Source organism: Pseudomonas sp. TH37, assembly GCF_016650735.1.
Classification (GTDB): Bacteria; Pseudomonadota; Gammaproteobacteria; order Pseudomonadales; family Pseudomonadaceae; genus Aquipseudomonas; species Aquipseudomonas farris.
The window spans coordinates 18,964-39,130 of the sequence record NZ_JAEKFD010000016.1 but is presented as its reverse complement, the minus strand read 5'-3'; the positions used below and the strand labels follow the sequence as shown (position 1 = coordinate 39,130).

Annotated in this window: 19 protein-coding genes; 9 read left to right on the top strand and 10 right to left on the bottom strand. The window is 60.1% G+C overall.

Features of this window, described 5'->3' with window-relative positions:
• Window positions 1–7: 7 nt before the first annotated feature.
• From hfq to JFU11_RS27375, 6 genes are all read right to left on the bottom strand, one after another.
• Window positions 8–268, bottom strand: a complete 261-nt coding sequence (hfq, locus tag JFU11_RS27400) for an RNA chaperone Hfq (RefSeq protein ID WP_007902656.1) — start codon at window positions 266–268, stop codon at window positions 8–10.
• Window positions 269–362: 94 nt separating this feature from the next.
• Window positions 363–1,334: a tRNA (adenosine(37)-N6)-dimethylallyltransferase MiaA gene (gene miaA, locus JFU11_RS27395; protein ID WP_123721494.1), complete on the bottom strand. Its 972-nt coding sequence runs from the start codon at window positions 1,332–1,334 to the stop codon at window positions 363–365.
• Complete coding sequence (gene mutL / locus JFU11_RS27390; RefSeq protein WP_187326449.1) at window positions 1,334–3,232, bottom strand: DNA mismatch repair endonuclease MutL; 1,899 nt, start codon at window positions 3,230–3,232, stop codon at window positions 1,334–1,336. The genes miaA and mutL overlap by 1 nt, the downstream gene beginning before the upstream one ends.
• 8 nt (window positions 3,233–3,240) lie before the next feature.
• Window positions 3,241–4,668, bottom strand: coding sequence for an N-acetylmuramoyl-L-alanine amidase (locus JFU11_RS27385; protein WP_123721496.1), 1,428 nt, complete (start codon window positions 4,666–4,668; stop codon window positions 3,241–3,243).
• On the bottom strand, window positions 4,669–5,139 hold the full coding sequence (gene tsaE / locus JFU11_RS27380) for a tRNA (adenosine(37)-N6)-threonylcarbamoyltransferase complex ATPase subunit type 1 TsaE (protein ID WP_038978707.1): 471 nt from the start codon (window positions 5,137–5,139) through the stop codon (window positions 4,669–4,671).
• Window positions 5,127–6,626, bottom strand: coding sequence for an NAD(P)H-hydrate dehydratase (locus tag JFU11_RS27375; RefSeq protein WP_201062708.1), 1,500 nt, complete (start codon window positions 6,624–6,626; stop codon window positions 5,127–5,129). The genes tsaE and JFU11_RS27375 overlap by 13 nt, the downstream gene beginning before the upstream one ends.
• A gap of 63 nt (window positions 6,627–6,689) precedes the next feature.
• Between JFU11_RS27375 and queG the strand changes: the two genes are divergently transcribed.
• Window positions 6,690–7,754, top strand: coding sequence for a tRNA epoxyqueuosine(34) reductase QueG (queG, locus tag JFU11_RS27370; protein WP_123721498.1), 1,065 nt, complete (start codon window positions 6,690–6,692; stop codon window positions 7,752–7,754).
• A gap of 101 nt (window positions 7,755–7,855) precedes the next feature.
• On the opposite strand, the gene JFU11_RS27365 is transcribed toward queG, so the two are convergent.
• A complete protein-coding gene (locus JFU11_RS27365; protein WP_030128339.1) occupies window positions 7,856–8,467 on the bottom strand; it encodes a trimeric intracellular cation channel family protein in 612 nt (203 codons plus the stop codon).
• Window positions 8,468–8,717: 250 nt separating this feature from the next.
• Window positions 8,718–9,260, bottom strand: coding sequence for an oligoribonuclease (orn, locus tag JFU11_RS27360; protein ID WP_008068863.1), 543 nt, complete (start codon window positions 9,258–9,260; stop codon window positions 8,718–8,720).
• A 107-nt stretch (window positions 9,261–9,367) separates the two neighbouring features.
• Here orn and rsgA point away from each other — a divergent pair, with 107 nt between their 5' ends.
• From rsgA to JFU11_RS27340, 4 genes are all read left to right on the top strand, one after another.
• Complete coding sequence (rsgA, locus tag JFU11_RS27355) at window positions 9,368–10,399, top strand: small ribosomal subunit biogenesis GTPase RsgA (RefSeq protein ID WP_007902636.1); 1,032 nt, start codon at window positions 9,368–9,370, stop codon at window positions 10,397–10,399.
• A gap of 213 nt (window positions 10,400–10,612) precedes the next feature.
• The gene (locus JFU11_RS27350) at window positions 10,613–11,020 is read left to right on the top strand and encodes a TIR domain-containing protein (protein ID WP_201062707.1); all 408 of its coding nucleotides are present in this window, start codon (window positions 10,613–10,615) and stop codon (window positions 11,018–11,020) included.
• Window positions 11,021–11,023: 3 nt separating this feature from the next.
• Window positions 11,024–11,983 (top strand): caspase family protein, encoded by a 960-nt coding sequence (locus JFU11_RS27345; protein WP_201062706.1) that lies wholly within the window; start codon window positions 11,024–11,026, stop codon window positions 11,981–11,983.
• Window positions 11,983–12,468: a toll/interleukin-1 receptor domain-containing protein gene (locus tag JFU11_RS27340; RefSeq protein WP_201062705.1), complete on the top strand. Its 486-nt coding sequence runs from the start codon at window positions 11,983–11,985 to the stop codon at window positions 12,466–12,468. The genes JFU11_RS27345 and JFU11_RS27340 overlap by 1 nt, the downstream gene beginning before the upstream one ends.
• Window positions 12,469–12,509: 41 nt before the next feature.
• Here JFU11_RS27340 and motB read toward each other — a convergent pair whose 3' ends face one another.
• Both motB and motA read right to left on the bottom strand, forming a co-directional pair.
• Window positions 12,510–13,538, bottom strand: coding sequence for a flagellar motor protein MotB (gene motB / locus JFU11_RS27335; protein WP_201062704.1), 1,029 nt, complete (start codon window positions 13,536–13,538; stop codon window positions 12,510–12,512).
• A 3-nt stretch (window positions 13,539–13,541) separates the two neighbouring features.
• The gene (motA, locus tag JFU11_RS27330) at window positions 13,542–14,393 is read right to left on the bottom strand and encodes a flagellar motor stator protein MotA (protein ID WP_052965961.1); all 852 of its coding nucleotides are present in this window, start codon (window positions 14,391–14,393) and stop codon (window positions 13,542–13,544) included.
• A 166-nt stretch (window positions 14,394–14,559) separates the two neighbouring features.
• Between motA and JFU11_RS27325 the strand changes: the two genes are divergently transcribed.
• The 4 genes from JFU11_RS27325 (at window position 14,560) to JFU11_RS27310 (ending at window position 20,113) form a co-directional block, all read left to right on the top strand.
• The gene (locus tag JFU11_RS27325) at window positions 14,560–16,092 is read left to right on the top strand and encodes an HDOD domain-containing protein (protein WP_123721503.1); all 1,533 of its coding nucleotides are present in this window, start codon (window positions 14,560–14,562) and stop codon (window positions 16,090–16,092) included.
• Between the two features lie 297 nt (window positions 16,093–16,389).
• Window positions 16,390–17,205, top strand: coding sequence for a rhodanese-like domain-containing protein (locus JFU11_RS27320; protein WP_123721504.1), 816 nt, complete (start codon window positions 16,390–16,392; stop codon window positions 17,203–17,205).
• A gap of 19 nt (window positions 17,206–17,224) precedes the next feature.
• A complete protein-coding gene (gene asd, locus JFU11_RS27315) occupies window positions 17,225–18,085 on the top strand; it encodes an archaetidylserine decarboxylase (protein ID WP_201062703.1) in 861 nt (286 codons plus the stop codon).
• A gap of 237 nt (window positions 18,086–18,322) precedes the next feature.
• On the top strand, window positions 18,323–20,113 hold the full coding sequence (locus JFU11_RS27310; RefSeq protein ID WP_201062702.1) for a hypothetical protein: 1,791 nt from the start codon (window positions 18,323–18,325) through the stop codon (window positions 20,111–20,113).
• Window positions 20,114–20,167 lie beyond the last annotated feature (54 nt).

The window sequence follows — 20,167 nt, the reverse complement described above, 5'->3', positions numbered from 1 at the left end:
ACTCCTATCAGGCGTTACCTGGCTCAGCGTCACCTGCTTCGGATTCGGTTGCGCTAGGCAGACGAATTGGACGAACCGGCACCACTGTAGAGATAGCGTGTTTGTAAACCATTTGGCTAACGGTGTTTTTCAGCAGGATAACGAACTGGTCGAAAGACTCGATCGTGCCTTGCAGTTTGATCCCGTTGACCAGGTAGATGGAAACCCCCACTTTCTCTTTACGTAAAGTATTCAAGTAAGGGTCTTGTAGCGAATGCCCTTTTGACATGTGCCGCACTCCTTTAAGGATTCAATATAAAAAATAGGTAAACAGATGGCTTGGGGCCGTCACACCCCCAAGGATAGACGGCAATTGCAAGGACTCAGCTCAATATGGAGATGGTCCCGAGGTATTTCAAGGCGCGCGGCAGATTGTCGCAATCGAGGCTGTCCAACCAGTGTAAATCAGCCCAACTGCGCAGCCAGGTGAACTGGCGCTTTGCCAATTGGCGCGTGGCAATGATTCCACGCTCCTGCATCTCGGCTTGCGTCAGCTTGCCATCCAGGTAATCCCAGACTTGTCGATAGCCTACAGCACGTATAGACGGCATCCCCGAATGCAGGTCACCTCTATCTCGCAGGGCTACGACCTCGTCGATGAATCCCTGTTCCAACATATTTGTGAATCTTTGTTTAATGCGCTCGTGCAGTACCTGGCGATTTGCCGGAGCGATGGCCAAGTTCGCGACAGTATAGGGCAATTGTTGCAGTCCCGAAGCGGCTGCTTCAGTACTTTGCGCAGATTGTCGCAAGCGTAGCTCAGTCATGCTCTGACCACTGACGCGAAAAACTTCCAGTGCACGACTGAGACGCTGTGGATCGTTCGGATGAATTCGCGCTGCGGATTGCGGATCGATGACTGCCAATTGATCGTGCAGGGCTTGCCAGCCAAGGCGTGCAGCCTCTTCTTCGATTTGCGCGCGCACGTCCGGATCAGCCGCCGGCATGTCGGCCAGACCTTCGAGCAAAGCCTTGTAGTAGAGCATTGTGCCGCCTACCAGCAGCGGAATTTTGCCCCGCGCGGTGATCTCGGCCATGGCCTCAAGCGCATCGCGACGAAAATCCGCAGCGGAATAACTCTCGGCCGGGTCGAGAATATCGATCAAGCGATGCGGGAATTCGGCCAGAATTTCTTTGGAAGGCTTGGCGGTGCCAATGTCCATGCCACGGTAAACCAGTGCCGAATCGACGCTGATCAGCTCGCAGGGCAGAACCTTGGTGAGTTCGATGGCCAGGTCGGTCTTGCCGGCAGCCGTCGGCCCCATCAGGAAAATCGCAGGAGGGAGCTGGCTCATCAACGACCGCGCAAAAACAGTTTGTCCAGATCGTCCAGGCCCAATTGGGTCCAGGTCGGTCGGCCATGGTTGCATTGACCGCTGCGTTCGGTGTTTTCCATGTCCCGCAGCAGACCGTTCATTTCCGGCAAGGCCAGACGTCGATTCGCGCGAATCGCGCCGTGGCAGGCCATGGTGCCGAGCAGTTCGTTCAGGTGCGCCTGAATCCGGTCGCTGGTGCCGTATTCCATCAAATCCGCCAGAACGTCGCTGACCAATCGGTTGGCTTCAGCCTGTTTCAGCAGCGCGGGGATTTGCCGGATCGCCAGCGACTCCGGGCCAAGACGCTGCAACTCAAAGCCCAGCCGCTGGAACCACGCGACATGTTCTTCGGCGCAATCGGCTTCGCGCTGACTGACCGCCAGGGACTCCGGCACCAACAGCGGCTGACCACTCAGGCCTTCGCTGGCCATCGCGACTTTCAGGCGCTCATACATGATCCGCTCATGGGCGGCATGCATGTCCACCAGCACCAGGCCTTGGGCGTTTTCCGAAAGAATATAGATGCCCTTGAGCTGCGCCAATGCGTAACCCAGCGGCGGAATGTCGTCCTGGCCGGCCGGGAGCGCTACCGCATTGGCTTCGGGCAACGGCGCGAAGAACTCACGGTAGGCCGCCTGTGCTTCGGCAACGGGTACGCCGGACTGAGGTCGCGGCGTGTACTGATACTGATAACCGGCACCAGCGCCGGAGCCCGCCGTCGTATTAAAGGAAGGTTGGGCCTGAGGCTGTTCCAGAAGCGCATTGGCCGCCAGACGCATTTCGCCCTGCGGACCGAACTCACCGGCGTCGAGGCCGGTGGGCCGGACAATGGCCGTCGCGACAGGCGCGGCCAGATGATCTTCCGGCCGCACATCGCCGAGAGCGCGGTGCAAGGTGCCATAGAGGAAATCGTGAACCATGCGCCCGTCACGGAAGCGCACTTCGTGCTTGGTCGGGTGCACGTTGACGTCGACGCCCGCCGGATCGACTTCGAAAAACAGCACGAACGTCGGGTGCCGACCGTTGAACAGCACATCGCGATAAGCCTGGCGCACTGCGTGGGCCACCAGCTTGTCGCGCACCGCACGGCCATTCACAAAGAAATATTGCAAGTCTGCCTGGCTGCGGTTGAAGGTCGGCAACCCAACCCAACCCCACAGATGCAGGCCATTGCGCTCGATTTCGATCGGCAGCGCCTGCTCCAGAAAACCCGCCCCGCAGATCGCCGCCACACGCCGGGCGCGGGCCGCGTCATCATGGGCTTCGTGCAGGCTGAGGATGGTTTTGCCGTTGTGGCGCAGATGGAACGCCACATCGAACCGCGCCAGCGCCAGACGCTTGATCACCTCTTGCAGGTGATCGAATTCGGTTTTTTCGGTCTTGAGGAACTTGCGGCGCGCCGGGGTATTGAAGAACAAATCGCGCACTTCCACCGAAGTCCCTACCGGATGGGCCGCCGGTTGCACGCGAGGCGCCATGTCCCGACCTTCGGTTTCCACCTGCCAGGCCTGATCGGCATCGCGAGTGCGGGACGTCAGGGTCAGACGCGCCACGGAGCTGATGGAGGCCAGCGCCTCACCGCGAAAGCCCAGGCTCATGACCTGTTCGAGATCTTCCAGATTGCGAATCTTGCTGGTGGCGTGACGAGCCAGGGCCAGGGGCAGGTCATCGGCAGAAATGCCGCTGCCATCGTCGCGTACCCGCAGCAGCTTGACGCCGCCCTGCTCCACATCGACATCGATGCGTTTGGCGCCGGAGTCGAGGCTGTTTTCCAGCAACTCCTTGATCACCGAGGCCGGGCGCTCAACCACTTCACCGGCGGCAATCTGGTTCGCCAGCCGCGGGCTGAGCAGCTCGATGCGCGCAGTGTTGGTCAGCACCTGGTTCATTCTTTGGCCGCCAGTTCTGTGCCGGGAATGGTCAATGTCTGACCAATCTTCAGCTCGTCGCTCTTGAGGTTGTTGGCGTTGCGCAAGGTGGCCGGAGACACTTGGTAACGCACGGCGATCATCGCCAACGTCTCACCCGGGCTCACCCGATGGTCACGTGGACCTTGAGCGATTTTGCCGGAATCGCGCAGCCAGGCAATGTAGGTGCCCGGCGGTGGATTCTGCTGGAAGAACTGCCGCACACCGCTGCTGATAGAACGCGCCAGCGCCTGCTGGTGGTTCGCTGCGGCAAGCTTGGAAGCTTCGTTGGCGTTGGAGATAAAACCGGTTTCCACCAGAATCGACGGGATGTCAGGCGACTTCAGCACCATGAACCCGGCTTGCTCCACGCGCTGCTTGTGCAGCGGCGTGACGCGACCGATGTTGCTCAAGACTTTCTGGCCAACGTTCAGGCTGGATGTCAGGGAAGCGGTCATCGATAAATCGAGCAGCACGCCGGCCAGCATGCGGTCCTTGTCATCGAGGCTGACGTTGCCGGCACCACCGATCAGGTCGGAACGGTTTTCGCTGTCGGCCAGCCAACGGGCGGTCTCCGACGTAGCGCCACGGTCAGACAAAGCGAACACCGACGCACCGAACGCGGCAGCCGATGGTGCAGCGTCGGCGTGGATCGAAACGAATAGATCAGCGCCCTTCTTGCGGGCGATTTCGGTACGGCCGCGCAACGGAATGAAGTAGTCGCCGGTACGCGTCAGTTCGGCGCGGAAGCCTTTCATACCGTTGACCTGACGCTGCAGCTCACGGGCGATCGCCAGCACCACGTCTTTTTCACGCTGACCGCGAGAGCCCGAGGCACCCGGGTCTTCGCCACCGTGGCCGGCATCGATCACCACAATGATGTCGCGCTTGCCGGCCGGCGCGGGCGGCAGCTTGACCGGCGGATCTACCGGAGTGACCGGCACCGGAGCCACGGTCACGACGTTAGTTGGTACAGGAATTGGTGCGGCGTCGGCGGCGTTATCGAACAGATCGACCACCAAGCGATTACCGTATTGGGCGTTGGGCGCCAAGGTAAAACTTTTCGGCGTGACGGCCTTTTTCAGGTCGATGACCACTCGCAGATCGGTCGGCGTTCGTTGAGCCGAACGCATTGCGGTGATCGGAGTATTCGAGGTATTGACGTTCAGCGGCGACCCCAGAGATGCGCCATTGATGTCGATCACCAACCGATCCGGGGAGGTCAGGGTAAAAACGCTGTGCTGGACAGGCCCTGTCAGGTCAAACACCAGTCGCGTGTTGTCCGGCGCCCGCCACAGGCGAACACTGTTGACCTTCGTCTCGGCCACAGCGTCGACGGTCACCGCCAAAAACAACAATCCTACGGCAGCAACCAACGCGCGAAAGCGCATACCTAACCCCATCATTTAATTGGATTCCAATGCCAAAGCGGCACACCACAACTCGCCACGCGAGCCCTGGGGCAAAATTTTCAGCGAACGCCCGCTGTCTTGCGGGCTAATGGTAATGGTCAGGTCGGGCTTTGGCAAAAAGCCTGCACCGTTCCGGGGCCATTCGATCAGGCACAGTGCATCGTCTTCGAAATAGTCGCGGATGCCGAGGTACTCCAGCTCCTCCGGATCGACCAGTCGATACAGGTCGAAATGGAAGGCGCGGACCTCCCCAATCTCGTAAGGCTCGACCAGGGTGAAGGTCGGACTTTTTACCGCGCCTGTATGCCCCAAGCCCCGGATGATGCCCCGGGACAGCGTGGTTTTCCCCGCTCCCAGATCTCCCTCGAGAAAAATCAGACCGTGCCCTTCAGTGGTTTGTGCGATGCGCGCACCAAACGCGGTCATCGCCTCTTCATCAGCCAGGTACAGGGTTACTTCAGACACGGTGCTTGCTCCTCCAACAACTGACGAATGGCTGGAATCAGATCACTGGCCGCCAGCCCACGGCCGAATTCACCTTGTTGCGCGCCGGCATTGGCGTGCAGCCAGACCGCCAGGCACGCCGCGTCGTACGCGTCCATGCCCTGGGTGAGCAAGGCACCGACCAGACCGGCCAGCACATCGCCCAAACCGGCAGATGCCATGGCCGGATGGCCCTGATGACACAACGCCAGACGCCCGTCGGGGCTGGCGATCAAACTGCCAGCGCCCTTGAGGATCACCACCGCTGTATATTTTTTGCTCAATGCATGGGCAGCGGCTGGACGATCGGCCTGAACTTCGGCCGTTGATACCCCCAGTAATCGCGCCGCCTCGCCAGGGTGCGGCGTGATAACACAACCTGCGGGCAAACTCACGCCACCTTCGGCCAACAGGTTCAACGCATCGGCGTCCCAGACTTGCGGCAGCGGCGCATTGGCCGCGGCCGACAACAGACTGCGCCCCCAGGCGGCCTTCCCCAGCCCCGGGCCGACGACCAGCACCGTGACCTTCTCAAGCAGCCCCATCAATTGATTGGCCGACGAAGTGCCGAGCACCATCGCTTCTGGCAAACGCGCCAAGGCGGCTGGAACATGTTCGTTTCGGGTGGCCACAGACACCATGCCGGCGCCGCTGCGCAAAGCACTTTGTGCACCGAGCAGGATGGCACCGCCAAAACCGCGATCACCGCCGATCAGCAATACGTGGCCAAATTTGCCTTTGTGGGACGTTGGAGCGCGACCGGTCAGACGCGGCACATTACCGGCCGTCAGGCGACGAGCGCTGACCGTGGCCCCGATAAACGTCTCAGGGGCGGCTAGCAGATCATTGAATACCAAATCGCCAACCACATTCGCAGCGTCACCGGTGAACAGACCCAGCTTCAAACCGATGAACGTCACCGTCAGGTCGGCTCGAACCGCAACGCCAAGTATGCGGCCCGTATCGGCGCACAGCCCCGAAGGGATATCCACCGCTGCAACCGGTAGCCCACTGGCGTTGATCGCGGCAATGACACTGGCGTATGGCTCGCGTACTTCACCGGTCAGGCCGGTGCCGAGCAAGGCATCCAGCACAATGCCGCGTAATTCGCAGTGCGCGCTCCAGTCTTGAATGGCGACGCCTTCGGCTACTGCCTCGGCATGGGCCGATGCGGCATCGCCCTGCAAACGCCCGGGATCACCGGCGGCCAGCACCCGCACGTGCCAGCCGGCACGTCGGGCCAGCACGGCCACCAGGTAACCGTCGCCTGCGTTATTGCCGTGGCCGGCTACCACGCTCAATTCGTGCGCCTTCGGCCAATGACGGACCAGCGCGCGCCAGGTCGCCCGCGCCGCACGCTGCATCAATTCGAAGCCCGGTGTACCGGCCGCAATCAGGCTCGCATCGAGCCCTCGGACTTGCGCGGCGCTATACAGCGCGTCGGGTAATTCATCTTTAGTGTGCGGCATGCGTCTTCAGGCTCCGATGTCTGGCAGAATTATACGCACCTCAGCTCCGGTTTCTCTCGTCTCATGCCCGCTATTAACACAGACCTGCCCGCCCTCGCCCAATCCATCAAGGACTGGGGCCGCGAGCTGGGCTTTCAGCAAGTCGGCATCAGCGGCCTCGACCTGGCCGAGCATGAGCAGCACCTGGAGCGCTGGCTCGAAGCCGGCTACCACGGCGAAATGGAATACATGGGCGCCCATGGCAGCAAACGTTCGCACCCGGAAGAGCTGGTGCCCGGCACGCTTCGCGTCGTTTCCCTGCGCATGGACTACCTGCCGGGCGACACCGAAATGGCCAAACGCCTGGCCGAACCGGAAAAAGCCTACGTCTCGCGTTATGCCTTGGGCCGCGATTACCACAAATTGATCCGTAAACGCGTGCAACAACTGGCAGAAAAAATTCAGGCGGTGATCGGCCCGTTCGGCTACCGCGCCTTTGTCGACAGCGCCCCGGTGCTGGAAAAAGCCATCGCCGAACAGGCTGGCCTTGGCTGGATCGGCAAAAACACCCTGGTCTTGAATCGCAAGGCCGGCAGCTACTTCTTCCTCAGCGAACTGTTCGTCGACCTGCCACTGCCGGTCGACCCGCCCCACGCCACCGAACACTGCGGTCGCTGCACCGCCTGTCTGGACATCTGCCCGACCAACGCCTTCGTCGGTCCGTATGTACTCGACGCCCGACGCTGCATTTCGTACCTGACCATCGAACTGAAAAGTGCGATTCCTGAAGATTTGCGGCCATTGATCGGTAACCGGGTGTTCGGTTGCGATGACTGCCAGATCGTCTGCCCGTGGAACCGCTTCGCCCGGCCTTCCGGCGAAAGCGATTTCAAACCCCGGCATAACCTGGACAACGCCGAACTGGCCGAACTGTTCATGTGGGACGAAGAGAAGTTCCTCAGCAGTACCGAAGGCTCACCGCTCAGACGCGCGGGTTACGAGCGTTGGTTGCGCAATCTGGCAGTGGGCTTGGGCAATGCACCGTCGAGCATTCCGGTGCTGGAAGCGCTGAAGGCGCGGCGGGACTATCCGTCGGAGCTGGTGCGCGAGCATGTCGAGTGGGCCTTGAAACAACACGGCCTCCTGTAGCAGCTGCCGAAGGCTGCGTTCGGCTGCGCAGCAGTCGTCATTCCGCAAAGCGAGTCCTGCGGCCTCGAACGCAGCCTTCGGCAGCTGCTACAGGGACCGTGTCAGGCTTCGTCGTTATAAACGAACTTGGGCATTTCCCAGTGAAAACGGATCGCCAGCAGGCGCAGCAGGAAACCGCCAAACAGGGTGATCAGGATCGCCTGTTCGCCGGGTAATTGCAGGTAGATGCAGAGCAAATAGCACCACGCCGCGGCAAACGAGACGCTGGCGTAGAGCTCACGGCGGAAGATCAGCGGAATGTCGTTGCAGAAGATGTCCCGCAAAATACCGCCAAACACCCCGGTGATCACGCCGCTGACCGAGGCCACCAGCATGCCGTGGCCCATTTCCAGGGCCGTCATGCAGCCAATCAGGGTGAACGCCACCAAGCCCACGGCATCAAGCACCAAAAACAGCGAACGCAGGTGGCGCATCCAGCGAGCGATGAAGATCGTCAGCATCGCCGCGACGGAGGTCAGCACCAGGTATTCCGGGTGTTTGACCCAGGTCAGCGGGTAGTGGCCCAGCAGCACGTCACGCACCGAACCGCCGCCCAGCGCGGTGACGCACGCAATCAGCACCACGCCAAACCAGTCCATGCCGCGACGGCCCGCAGACAGGGCGCCAGTCATGGCTTCGGCAGTAATGGCGATCAGGTAGAGCATCAGCAACATGGTGGCGGTCCTTGCAGGAAGGCGCGCAGTCTACTCACTTCACCGAAGCACCAAAAGAGGGCGCCGAAGCATTCGCGCAGATCTGTGGCGAGGGGGCTTGCCCCCGTTGGGTCGCGTAGCGGCCCCAAAACCAGACACCATGTTTTGTCAGGCATACCGCGACCGACCGGTTTGCGACTGCTGCGCAGCCGAACGGGGCGGTGCGGCGTTCCGACAAGCCCCCTCGCCACAATGGCCCGCGACCACCCAATCAGAACTTGATGAAATTCTTGCGGTAGTGCTGCAGCTCGGCGATCGATTCGCGGATGTCGTCCAGGGCCAGGTGGGTGCTGCCCTTTTTGAAGCTGTCGCGTACATCCGGTGCCCAGCGCGCGGCCAGCTCTTTAAGGGTCGACACGTCGAGGTTGCGGTAGTGGAAGTAGCTTTCCAGCGACTTCATGTGGGTATAAAGGAAGCGACGGTCCTGGCAGATGCTATTGCCACAGATCGGCGACTTGCCCTTTGGCACCCATTTTTCCAGGAAGGCGATGGTCTCGGCTTCTGCTTCGGCCATGCTGATACGGCTGTCGCGAACCCGTTGGGTCAGCCCGGAGCCGCCGTGCTGACGGGTATTCCACTCGTCCATGCCAGCGAGGATCTCGTCGCTGTGGTGGATGGCGATCACCGGACCTTCGGCCAAGGTGTTCAAATTACTGTCGGTGACGATAGTGGCCATCTCGATGATGACGTCGGTATCAGGGTTCAGACCGGTCATTTCCAGGTCGATCCAGATCAGGTTCAGCGGGTTTTGCATGAGTCGGCTCCTCGGCGTAGGTGCGCAGTTTAGCCTAGGGAGGCCACCGGGCGTGCTAAACTCGCGGCCGTTTTACCTAATCGCTGCATTCTCGATACGGAACACCCATGGCCAAACGCCAACTCAATCGTCGTCAAAACTGGCGCATCGAAAAGATTCAGGGCGAGCGCGCTGCCCGCGCCGCCAAACGCGAGTCCTCGGCTGTCGAGGCACTCGAAGGCGGCGACCTGGGTCCGGAACAGACGGGCCTGGTGATCGCGCACTTCGGTGTGCAGGTCGAAGTCGAGGCGCTCGATGGCGAATTGGCCGGCCAGGTGTTCCGCTGCCATTTGCGCGCCAACCTGCCAGCGCTGGTAACCGGCGATCAGGTTGTGTGGCGTGCCGGCAACCAGGGCATCGGCGTGATCGTGGCGCAACTGCCACGCAAGACCGAGCTCTGCCGTCCCGACAGCCGGGGCCAGCTCAAGCCGGTGGCGGCTAACGTAGACCTGATCGTTATCGTCTTCGCGCCGCTGCCCGAGCCTCACGCCAACCTCATCGACCGTTATCTGGTCGCTGCGGAACATGCCGGTATTCGGCCGTTGCTGCTGCTGAACAAATTCGACCTGATCGACGAGCAGAACGCCCCGGCGCTGAATGCCTTGCTGGCGGTTTACCGCACGCTGGGTTACCCGGTGCTGGAAGTGTCGGCCCACCACGGCAATGGCATGGAGCAGTTGCAGAAGCAGCTGGACGGGCACATCAGCGTATTCGTCGGTCAGTCCGGTGTCGGCAAGTCGTCGCTGGTCAACAGCCTGCTGCCGGAAGTCGACACCCGCGTCGGCCCGCTGTCCGAGCTGTCGGGCCAGGGCACCCATACCACCACCACTGCGCGGTTGTTCCACTTCCCCGGTGGCGGTGAGCTGATCGACTCCCCGGGTATTCGGGAATTCGGCCTGGGTCACGTCAGCCGTGCCGACGTCGAAGCCGGCTTCATCGAGTTCAACGACCTGATCGGCACCTGTCGCTTCCGCGATTGCAAGCACGACCGCGAGCCGGGTTGCGCCCTGCTCAAGGCCCTGGAAGAGGGTCGCGTGCAACAGCAACGGATGAACAGCTACCGCTCGATCATCGCCAGTTTGCCTGAAAGCAGCTATTAAACAGACGCGCCAACCGCCCCTGACTATTACGGGGCGGTAGGTCGTTCGTGGTGTCCTACAAAAACTCCCTCAATTAAACGTCAGACCTCTCTGTAAGGCTTCTTCGCGCCTGCCTGAAGGACGCGTCTCTTTAACCGCCAAAGCCTTGTTGCGGCCACTCAAGTGCATACATTCGAGCCCTCATCGCATTTCAGGCGATACCGAGGGACAGCCATGCAAACCTATCATTTGTTCATCAGTCACTCGTGGAACTACTCAGACACCCACGACAATCTGGTTCGCCTGCTCAACGCGAAGCCCGACTTCACGTTCAAGAATTTTTCGGTGCCACCGGACAATCCGATCATCGGCGCGAAAACCGACAAACAACTTGAAGAAGCCATCGAAAACAAGATTCGGCTCTGCTCGGCAGTGCTGATCATGGCGGGGATGTATTCGACCTACAGCAAGTGGATCAACAAGGAAATCGAGATCGCCAAACACATGAACAAGGTGATTATCGCGGTCAAGCCGTTTGGTGCGGAGCGGATTTCCACGGTGGTACGCCGGGCGGCGCATGCGGAGTGTGCGTGGAACACCAACAGCATCATCAGTGCCATTCGCACTCACGCGGCGGGCTGAAGCATGCGCAAGGGACTGTTCATCGGCATTAATAACTACAGCCATGTTTCGCAATTGAGTGGTTGCAACAACGACGCGATGGCCATGGCTTCGGTGCTGAAAACCGACGCCAATGGCGATCCGAACTTCAAGAACCTGGTCCTGACCTCCGCCGAAGATTATCTGAACCGCGAAAAGCTCGAAGGGCATATCCAGGAATTGTTTTCAGGCGATTGCAGCGTTGCACTGCTGTACTTCGCCGGTCACGGCAACTTCGACGTTGATACGGACGAAGGCATGCTGATACCCCAGGACTACAAATCCGCCAAGGATGGAATTCGCATCAGCGACATCCTGAATTGGGCGACCAAAGCCGTAAAAATCAAAAACAAAGTAATTATTCTCGACTGCTGCCAGGCGGGCTCGGCGGGCGAAGTGCGGGCGCTACGCAGCGAAAGCAGCATGGTGTGCGAAGGCATGACCATCCTCACCGCGTGCAAAAAGGAAGAGCCTGCGATGGAAGGCGCCAACCACGGCGTCTTCACGGGGCTGTTGCTGCAAGCCCTGCACGGCGGCGCCGCAAACATATTGGGAAAGATTACCCCCGGCAGCCTCTATTCATTCGTCGACAACGCTCTCGACGCGTGGGAACAGCGCCCGGTGTTCAAGACCAATGTGTCGCAGTTCATTTCATTGCGAGAAGTCTCGCCACTGATCCCCAAAGAGATTCTGCGCAAACTGCCCGACTGGTTCGAAGAGGCGGAATCAATGTTCGCCCTCGACCCCAGCTACGAACCTACCGAAGCCACGTTCGACCCGGAGCACGGCGAAGTCTTCGCCCAACTGCAAAAGTGCAATCGCCACAGCCTGATCGAACCGGTGGACGCCGAACACATGTACTACGCCGCCCTCCATTCCACCGGTTGCCGCCTCACCGCCCTCGGCGCCTATTACCGCGAACTCGCGATCAAGGGACATTTCTGATGCCTGTGTTTATCAGCTACCGCCATAGCGATCGGCCCCACGCCATCGCCATCAACTCCCGTCTTATTCAGGCCAACATCAAGACGTACTTCGACGTGCTGGATCCGGAATCACAGACCACTGACGACATCACCGGGGTCATCACCCGCAACATCACCGCGTGCACGCACTTGCTCGCCGTGATTTCGGAGAACACCGCACAATCCTGGTGGGTGCCGTTCGAAATCGGAGAAGCGACCATCAGCAATCGCCGCATCTGCTCGTACCAGATTGGCCCCAGCGCTTTACCGTTGTACCTCGACAAATGGCCGAAACTGAGCGGCGATACAGACATCAATTTTTTCATTGATGCTTATCGTGAGGAGGTGATAACCAAACGCTCGATAGGACTGGAATCGATCAGTGAGTCGGTTCGCGGCATCTACAAAGGAAATGCAGACCTGTTCCACGACCAACTCAAGAACCGCATCCGACGCGGTTTCTGACAGACGCAAAAAAGCCGCGATGATCGCGGCTTTTTCATAGATCACTGCTTGGGCGGATCACCCGGTTTCGGCGCAGGAGCATCAAACAGATTCAAACGCTCCCGAAGTTCATGAGCCGGCAGCGGTTCCTTATCCGCCGGCAATGCGTTCGGATCGGCTGGCGGTGCGGGCACTTCGCCCGGGCCACCCTGCCCTTGCGTCGGCGCTGGCGCCGGTTCGGCCCCTTGCGAACCTTCAATGGCCTTTTGGGCTTTTTTGGTCAGCACCACGATGTCGATGCGGCGGTTGACCGGGTTGAACGGGTTCTCCCGATCGAACAATGCCGACGAAGCGTAACCGACGACCCGCGCAACCTGAGCGTCCGGATAACTGCCGGCGACCAGTGCACGGCGAGCCGCGTTGGCGCGGTTGGCCGAAAGTTCCCAGTTGCCGAAGTCGCCGGTGCCCGAGTACGGCTTGGCATCGGTGTGGCCGCTGATACTGATCTTGTTCGGCACCGCCTTGATGGTGTCGGCCATGGCCAGCAGGATGTCTTCGAAATACGGCTTCAGACGCGCACTGCCGGAGTCGAACATCGGGCGGTTCTCGGCGTCCACGATCTGGATGCGCAAACCGTCCTGAGTGATCTCGAAGAGAATCTGGTCCTTGAACTTCTGCAACTGCGGGTTTTCTTCGACCTTGTTCTGCAACTCTTGCAGCAGCAATTCCAGCCGTTCCTTCTCGACCTGCTCGGCCATGCCTTCGACCTGTTCGGAGTCGATAGTCACCTTGTCTGGCTGAGGCTGGGATTTCACCTCGGGGTTGAGGGTGTCCTCCGGTGCCAGGGTCGGCGAGCCGCCCAGATCGATGATGTACGGCGTACCGCTTTCGGAAAAACCGACCGGGTCCTTGAAGTAACCGGCAATGGCGATCTTCTGTTCTGGCGTTGCCGTGGACAACAGCCACAACACCAGGAAGAACGCCATCATCGCGGTCGCGAAGTCCGCGAAGGCGATTTTCCAGGAGCCCCCGTGATGCCCGCCCGCGTACTTTTTGACGCGCTTGATGATTATCGGCTGGTTATTTTCCATGACTTAGCGACCGCGAACCGCTTGTTCCAGCTCAGCGAAGCTAGGACGGTGCGCCGGGTACAGAACCTTGCGACCAAATTCCACCGCCAGCGATGGCGGCATGCCAGAAGCCGAAGCCACCAGCGAGGCCTTGATGGCTTCGTAGACGTTCAGTTCTTCCTTGGCGTCGTGGGCCAGGGCATGGGCCAGCGGACCAAAGAAGCCGTAGGCGGCGAGAATACCGAAGAAGGTACCTACCAGTGCCGCACCTACGTGCAAGCCAATCATTTTCTGGTCGCTTTCACCCAGGGAAGCCATGGTCACCACGATACCCAATACCGCCGCGACGATACCGAAACCCGGCATGGCATCGGCGATGCCGTTAACTGCGTGGGAGGGGTGGTCCAGGTCTTCCTTGAGGCTGGTCAGTTCCATGTCGAACAAGCCTTCGAGCTCATGGGGAGCCATGTTGCCGGAGGACATGATGCGCAGGTAATCGCAGATGTACGCAGTCATGCGGTCATCTTTCAGGACTGCCGGATACTTGGCGAAGATCGGGCTCGCAGCGGCATCTTCGATGTCGCCTTCGATCGCCATCATGCCTTCTCGGCGGCTCTTGTTAAGAATCTCGTAAATCAGCCCCAGCACTTCCAGGTAGAAGGTGTGGTTGAAACGCGAACTGAACATGCCCAAGGACTTCTTGAGCACGTGCATCGTCATATGACCGGGGTTGGCCTGCAGGAATGCACCAAGGGCCGCGCCACCGATAATCATCACCTCGAAAGGCTGGATGAGGGCGGCAATCTTGCCGTGGGAAAGCACGTATCCGCCGAGCACGCTCGCGAATACGACGATGATGCCGATAATTTTAGCCATAGGTAGGAGAGCACTTACTGAGTCGGGTTCAAGGTCATATTCGGAAGTTAAAAAATCTCTTCTTCTCCTTATCGGCAAAACTGCGCCAGACTATAGCCAGTTCAATCGAAAAGCTAAATTAGCCCGCTCCGGGCACAGGTAATGCAGACAATGATCGCGTCCAGCCATGGCTAACGAAACGAACGTCCCAACACCAAAACCAACCACGCTCGAAGGCTGGGTCAAGCTTCTGGATGGCGTACGCCTGCCGGTTCCGCAAGCCAGTCATGACCAAGTCTGTAAAGCCATCCGCGATAACCGCAGCTCGCTGCGAGACATCGCCGAACTGATGCAGGACAGCCCGGCTCTTGCCTTGAGCGTAATTCGCGAAGCTAATCGCCATACCCATGGCAGCATGAGTACGCCGGCTGAAAACCTTGAGGTGGCGATCAATCGCCTTGGTTTGAAACGCACTGAAGAATTGCTCGATCGTTTGCCTGCCGAACCTCAATCGCAGATTCCTGTTGCCCTGCGCCAGCTTCAGTTGATCAGCCAGCACGCCACCCAACAGGCCAATGGTTTTTTTGCCGGTCGCCTGGCGCGGTTGTGGCAGGACATCCACTGGGGCAGCCTGCTGTTTCTTTCGCCACTGTGGCCCATGGCGTTGACCCATCCGCAGTTGCTAGAAGAATGGGAGCTGCGGGTCATCCATAAAGGTGAGTCGGCGCGCAAAGTAGAAAAGCAATTATTCGGCGTGCGCTTGCTGGAAATCTGTCTGGCGCTGGTGGATGTCTGGCGTTTGCCAATCTGGGTGCAGCAGGGTTATCGGCTGCTGCGGAGCGAACAACGCGAGCTGGTGAAAGTCCTGCGCATCGCGCGTGACAGCGATCACCCGCTACGCCAACAGAACCGTCTCGATGACGATCCGACGCTACGGCGTTGGCTCAATCAGCCCGCCAATACCGTGCTGCTGGCCAATGGTCTGGCGTTGTCGGCACAACAGGCCTGGGACAGTCCGCACTGTGAACGCTGGCAGTACCTGGCCAGCCTTTACTTGCAAATGCCGATGGATGAGGTGCAACAACAATTGCACCAACAGGCCGTTAACAGTGCCCGCCACCACGCCATGCCAGACCTCTGGCACCCAGCTGAAGCGCTGATCTGGCCGTCGGGCATGAACCGTGTTCACGGTGGTTTGCTGCCGGCCCCGGCGCCGACCGCAGAAGACCTGGCGAAGTGGCGCAAGCAATGCGCCGAATTGCTGGTGGAGCCGAGCCGTTTTACCAATGCCATGCACTTGACCACATCGGCCCGAGACGCCCTGGTGGCGTGTGGCATGCGGCGGGTGATGATTCTGATGGCCGACCGTACTCACGCTAATCTGCGCGTGCACCAAACTGCCGGGTTGCCCAAAGAAGTGGCCGGCCTGAACCTGGTGGTCAGCCAAAGCACCGTGCTGCAGCGCCTGCTCGCGCAACAGGCTCAGGTGCGTCTGACGCCAGCCAACAACGCACAATTCTCGGCCCTGCTGCCGGCCAGCCTGCGTAAACAGTTCAGTGGTGAACACCTGCTGTTGCGTTCCCTGGTCAACAACGGTCGGGTGATCATGATCGTGGTGGTGGATCAGGGCGGCGGGCCGTTCTCGGAAATTACCGTGCAAGCATTCGGCAAAACCGCGCAATGCATCGAAAAGGCCCTGCACAGCTTTAGCCACCGCTAGGGGCTGATGCCGGTGTAGCAGCTGTCGAGCCCCAGCGAGGCTGCGTTCGGCTGCGAAGCAGTCGTGAATCTGGCTGACGCGATCTGCCTGATGCACCGCACGCTCTGATTTGACGACTGCTTCGCAGCCGAACGCAGCCTCGCTGGGGCTCGACAGCTGCTACAGCCGAACGCGGCAGCTGCTACAGATCGCATTACGGCTTAACTGTTTTCAGTTATTTCCTGTGCCGAAATAACTGATAACAGGCCCTCATGACGCTGCGCTACAATCCTCCCCTTTGTGCTCTGGAGACCTCACATGTCTGACTTCTCTGGCTTGGCGCTGGTGATCGAGCCGAGCGACCTGCTCCCGCGTCTCGACTCCCGCGAACTGATTCTGGTGGACCTGACCAGCAGCGCCCGCTATGCCGCAGGGCATATCCCCGGGGCACGCTTTGTCGATCCAAAACGTACCCAATTGGGTCAGGCGCCTGCGCCAGGCCTGCTGCCGACCCAAGCCGCGCTTGAAGCATTGTTCGGCGAACTGGGCCACAACCCCGATGCGGTCTACGTCGTCTATGACGACGAAGGCGGCGGTTGGGCCGGTCGCTTTATCTGGCTGCTGGATGTCATCGGCCACAGCAAGTATCACTATATCGATGGCGGCCTGCCGGCCTGGCTGGCAGAAGGTTTGCCAATGTCGATCCAGATCCCGCCAGCGATCGGTGGCCCGGTCGCCCTGACCCTGCACGACGAACCCATCGCCACCCGCGAATACCTGCAAAGCCGTCTCGGTGCCGCCGATCTGGCGATCTGGGACGCGCGCGGGCCGCTGGAATACTCCGGCGAGAAAGTGCTGGCAGCCAAGGGCGGGCACATTCCCGGCGCGGTCAATTTCGAGTGGACAGCCGGCATGGATCAGGCGCGCAACCTGCGCATCCGCACCGACATGCCGAAAATCCTGGAACAACTCGGTATCACCAAAGACAAAGAAGTCATTACCCACTGCCAGACTCACCATCGTTCTGGCTTCACGTATCTAGTAGCCAAGTCGCTCGGTTATCCGCGAGTCAAAGGTTACGCCGGCTCCTGGGGCGAATGGGGCAACCACCCCGACACGCCCGTAGAGATTTAAGGTTTTTTAAGGACAGTTAATGAATAAGCGTTTGTTTATCCTCAGCCAATACCTGCTGCCCCACCACTTGCTCTCGCGACTGGCCGGCTGCATTGCCGAATGCCGCGTGCGCTGGTTCAAGAACGCCTTAACCGCCTGGTTCGCCAAGCGTTATCAAGTGGACATGTCCCAGGCGCTGGTCGAAGACCTGACGGCTTACGAGCACTTCAATGCGTTCTTCACTCGAGCCTTGAAAGACGGTGCTCGCCCGCTGGACCAAACCCCAGGCGCGATCCTCAGCCCGGCCGACGGTGCCGTCAGCCAGCTCGGCCCGATCGAACACGGTCGCGTTTTCCAGGCCAAGGGCCACAGCTTCAGCGTGCTGGAACTGCTCGGTGGTGACGCAGCCAACGCAGCGCCATTCATGGGAGGTGATTTCGCCACTATTTACCTCTCGCCCAAGGATTACCACCGCGTGCACATGCCGCTAGCCGGCACGCTGCGCGAGATGGTCTACATCCCCGGCCGCATCTTCTCGGTCAACCAGACCACCGCTGAAAACGTACCGGAACTGTTCGCTCGCAACGAGCGTGTGGCGTGCATTTTCGACACCGAACGTGGCCCGATGGCCGTAGTGCTGGTGGGCGCGATGATTGTGGCGTCGATCGAAACTGTCTGGGCCGGGCTGATCACGCCGCCAAAACGCGAACTGAAAACCTTCCGCTACGACGAAGCCGCCCGTGCGCCGATCCATCTGGAGAAAGGCGCGGAATTGGGTCGCTTCAAGCTCGGCTCCACGGCGGTCGTGCTGTTCGGGCCGGATCAAGTGAAATGGGCTGAAGGGCTGGGCACCCTTTCGCCAGTGGAGATGGGCCAGGGCATCGGCTTGCCAACCGCCTGATCCCGGACCCGCCGCCCGAATTTCTTTTGGGCGGCGCATCCCCCTGTAGGAGCTGCCGAAGGCTGCGATCTTTTGATCTTGTTGGTGATTGATGGCGCCAGGATGAAAAGATCGCAGCCTTCGGCAGCTCCTGCCAGGGCAAGCGTGACGTAAATATCGCGACATCCCCTCCAGCGTTCATAGCTGCTACAGTCAAGTCATTCACTGCCCATTTCCCGGTCGGAGTTTGTCTACGGCATGAATGAGACCAATCCTGTCCTGCTGCTACGCGCACCGATCCCGACGCTGTCGCGTCTGTCTTTCTGCGAAGCCACACCTCGCGACCTCAAGCGCTGGATCGCCAACCTGCCCAAAGCCAACATCGGCGAAACCGCTCGCCAGTTGTATCAAGGCTTGAGCGAACTCAACCAACTGCTCACATCCAGCGACAATCGCCTGCAATTGCTCGAACTGCTGCGGCCCGAGGTGTATTACGTCTGTAAGCACCTGGAGCGGCATTTCCTGCATCAGGCGATTGTGCTCGACGAGCGCTCGCGCAAGATCGCCAACCTTTGCCAGGCGCTACAGAGCCACTTGGCGATCGGCTACAAGCAAATCGTTATCCACATCACACCGAGCGTCAGCAAGGACCGTGCGCCACTGCTGACCCAGGCTTTGCAACGGGCAATCCATTGCCTGAACGGCGCATTGATCCGCGCCACTGAACTCTATTGTCCGGTGCCCGAAAATCTGTGGCTCGAGTTACATCAGTTGTACCGGATTGGCTGTCAGTTCCAACTGCAACATTTGAGCGTGCGTGATGAAATGGCCAGTCAGACGCAAAGCCTGAGCATCGAGCAAACCTACGTCGTCGCCCTCCTGCTGGGTGCTTCACGCTGCAATCAACTGCGCCAGAACCAGATCGCCCGGCTCGCCGAGGTGCTCGAACCCTGGAGCCAGTGGATCAAACTGCAACCGGCCAAACCGGACAACGGGCTGTTTGCCATCGCCCCGGATCTCGACACCGGGCCGCGTTACCGCTCCAAATTCCTCGCCGAACAACAGGAGAGCTTGCTGGGGATCGACCCGCAACCTCTGGTCGCGGCCATCGAAACCCATCTACAACAGTCGGCCGATAAGGCATCGCCATTGCCCGTTCCGGCGGGACTGAATCTGGATACGCTGCAACACCTGCATGCCGCCTGGGGCCAGGCCGCCGAGCGCAGTTTCCAGCGCACTGTCGGCCACGGCATGCTGACCCTGTGCGTGGGTATGAGTGCATTGCACTTTTATCTCGGCGGGCAACGCTCGTTCAACGACATCCTGAAGAAACCCGGCGCCCGCCCCGCGCAGTTCTCGGCGACCGACCCGACAGGTCGCGCCAAAGACCAATGGCGCCACGCCTTCGACGCCGCCCCCCATGGCACCGCGGATACGCTGCTGCCTTACGAAGAGATCGAATACCCGCACCTTCAAAACGATGACAGCCACGAGGCATCCGACCGCCAGCAGCATTTCCCGACCTATGCGCTGCCGGTGATCAATCACAGTCCTGGCGGCTATTGCCTGGCCTGGCCCGGCGCGGTGCCCGCCGAGCTACAGGCTGGCGAAATGGTCGGTATCGAGGACGCTGCCGGTCAAGGCTGGAGCATTGCAGTGGTGCGCTGGATCCGACAAGTGCGGGGCGGCGGCACGCAGATGGGTATCGAGCAAGTCGCGCCTTGCGCCGAACCCTGCGGCCTGCAACTGATACGCTCCCACGACGAGCACAGCCAGTACTTGCGCGGGCTGTTACTGCCCGCCATCAGCGCCATCGACCTGCCGGCCACCCTGCTCACGCCGCGCCTGCCGTTCCAGGAAGGCAACAAGGTGTTGATCAACACCAACGGCGAGGAACGCCCGGCCGGGCTGGAGCGGCGAGTGGCGAGCACCAACAGCTTCAATCAGTTTGCCTACCGTTCGCTTGAGACAGCCAGAAACGAAAACGCCGCGAGGAGCGGCGTGGTCGGGGTAGTGGAAGAGTTTGATTCGTTGTGGAAGTCGCTTTGAGCGTGAATCCACGAAACCGCGGCGCGCCCAATCGCGGGCAAGCCCGCTCCCACA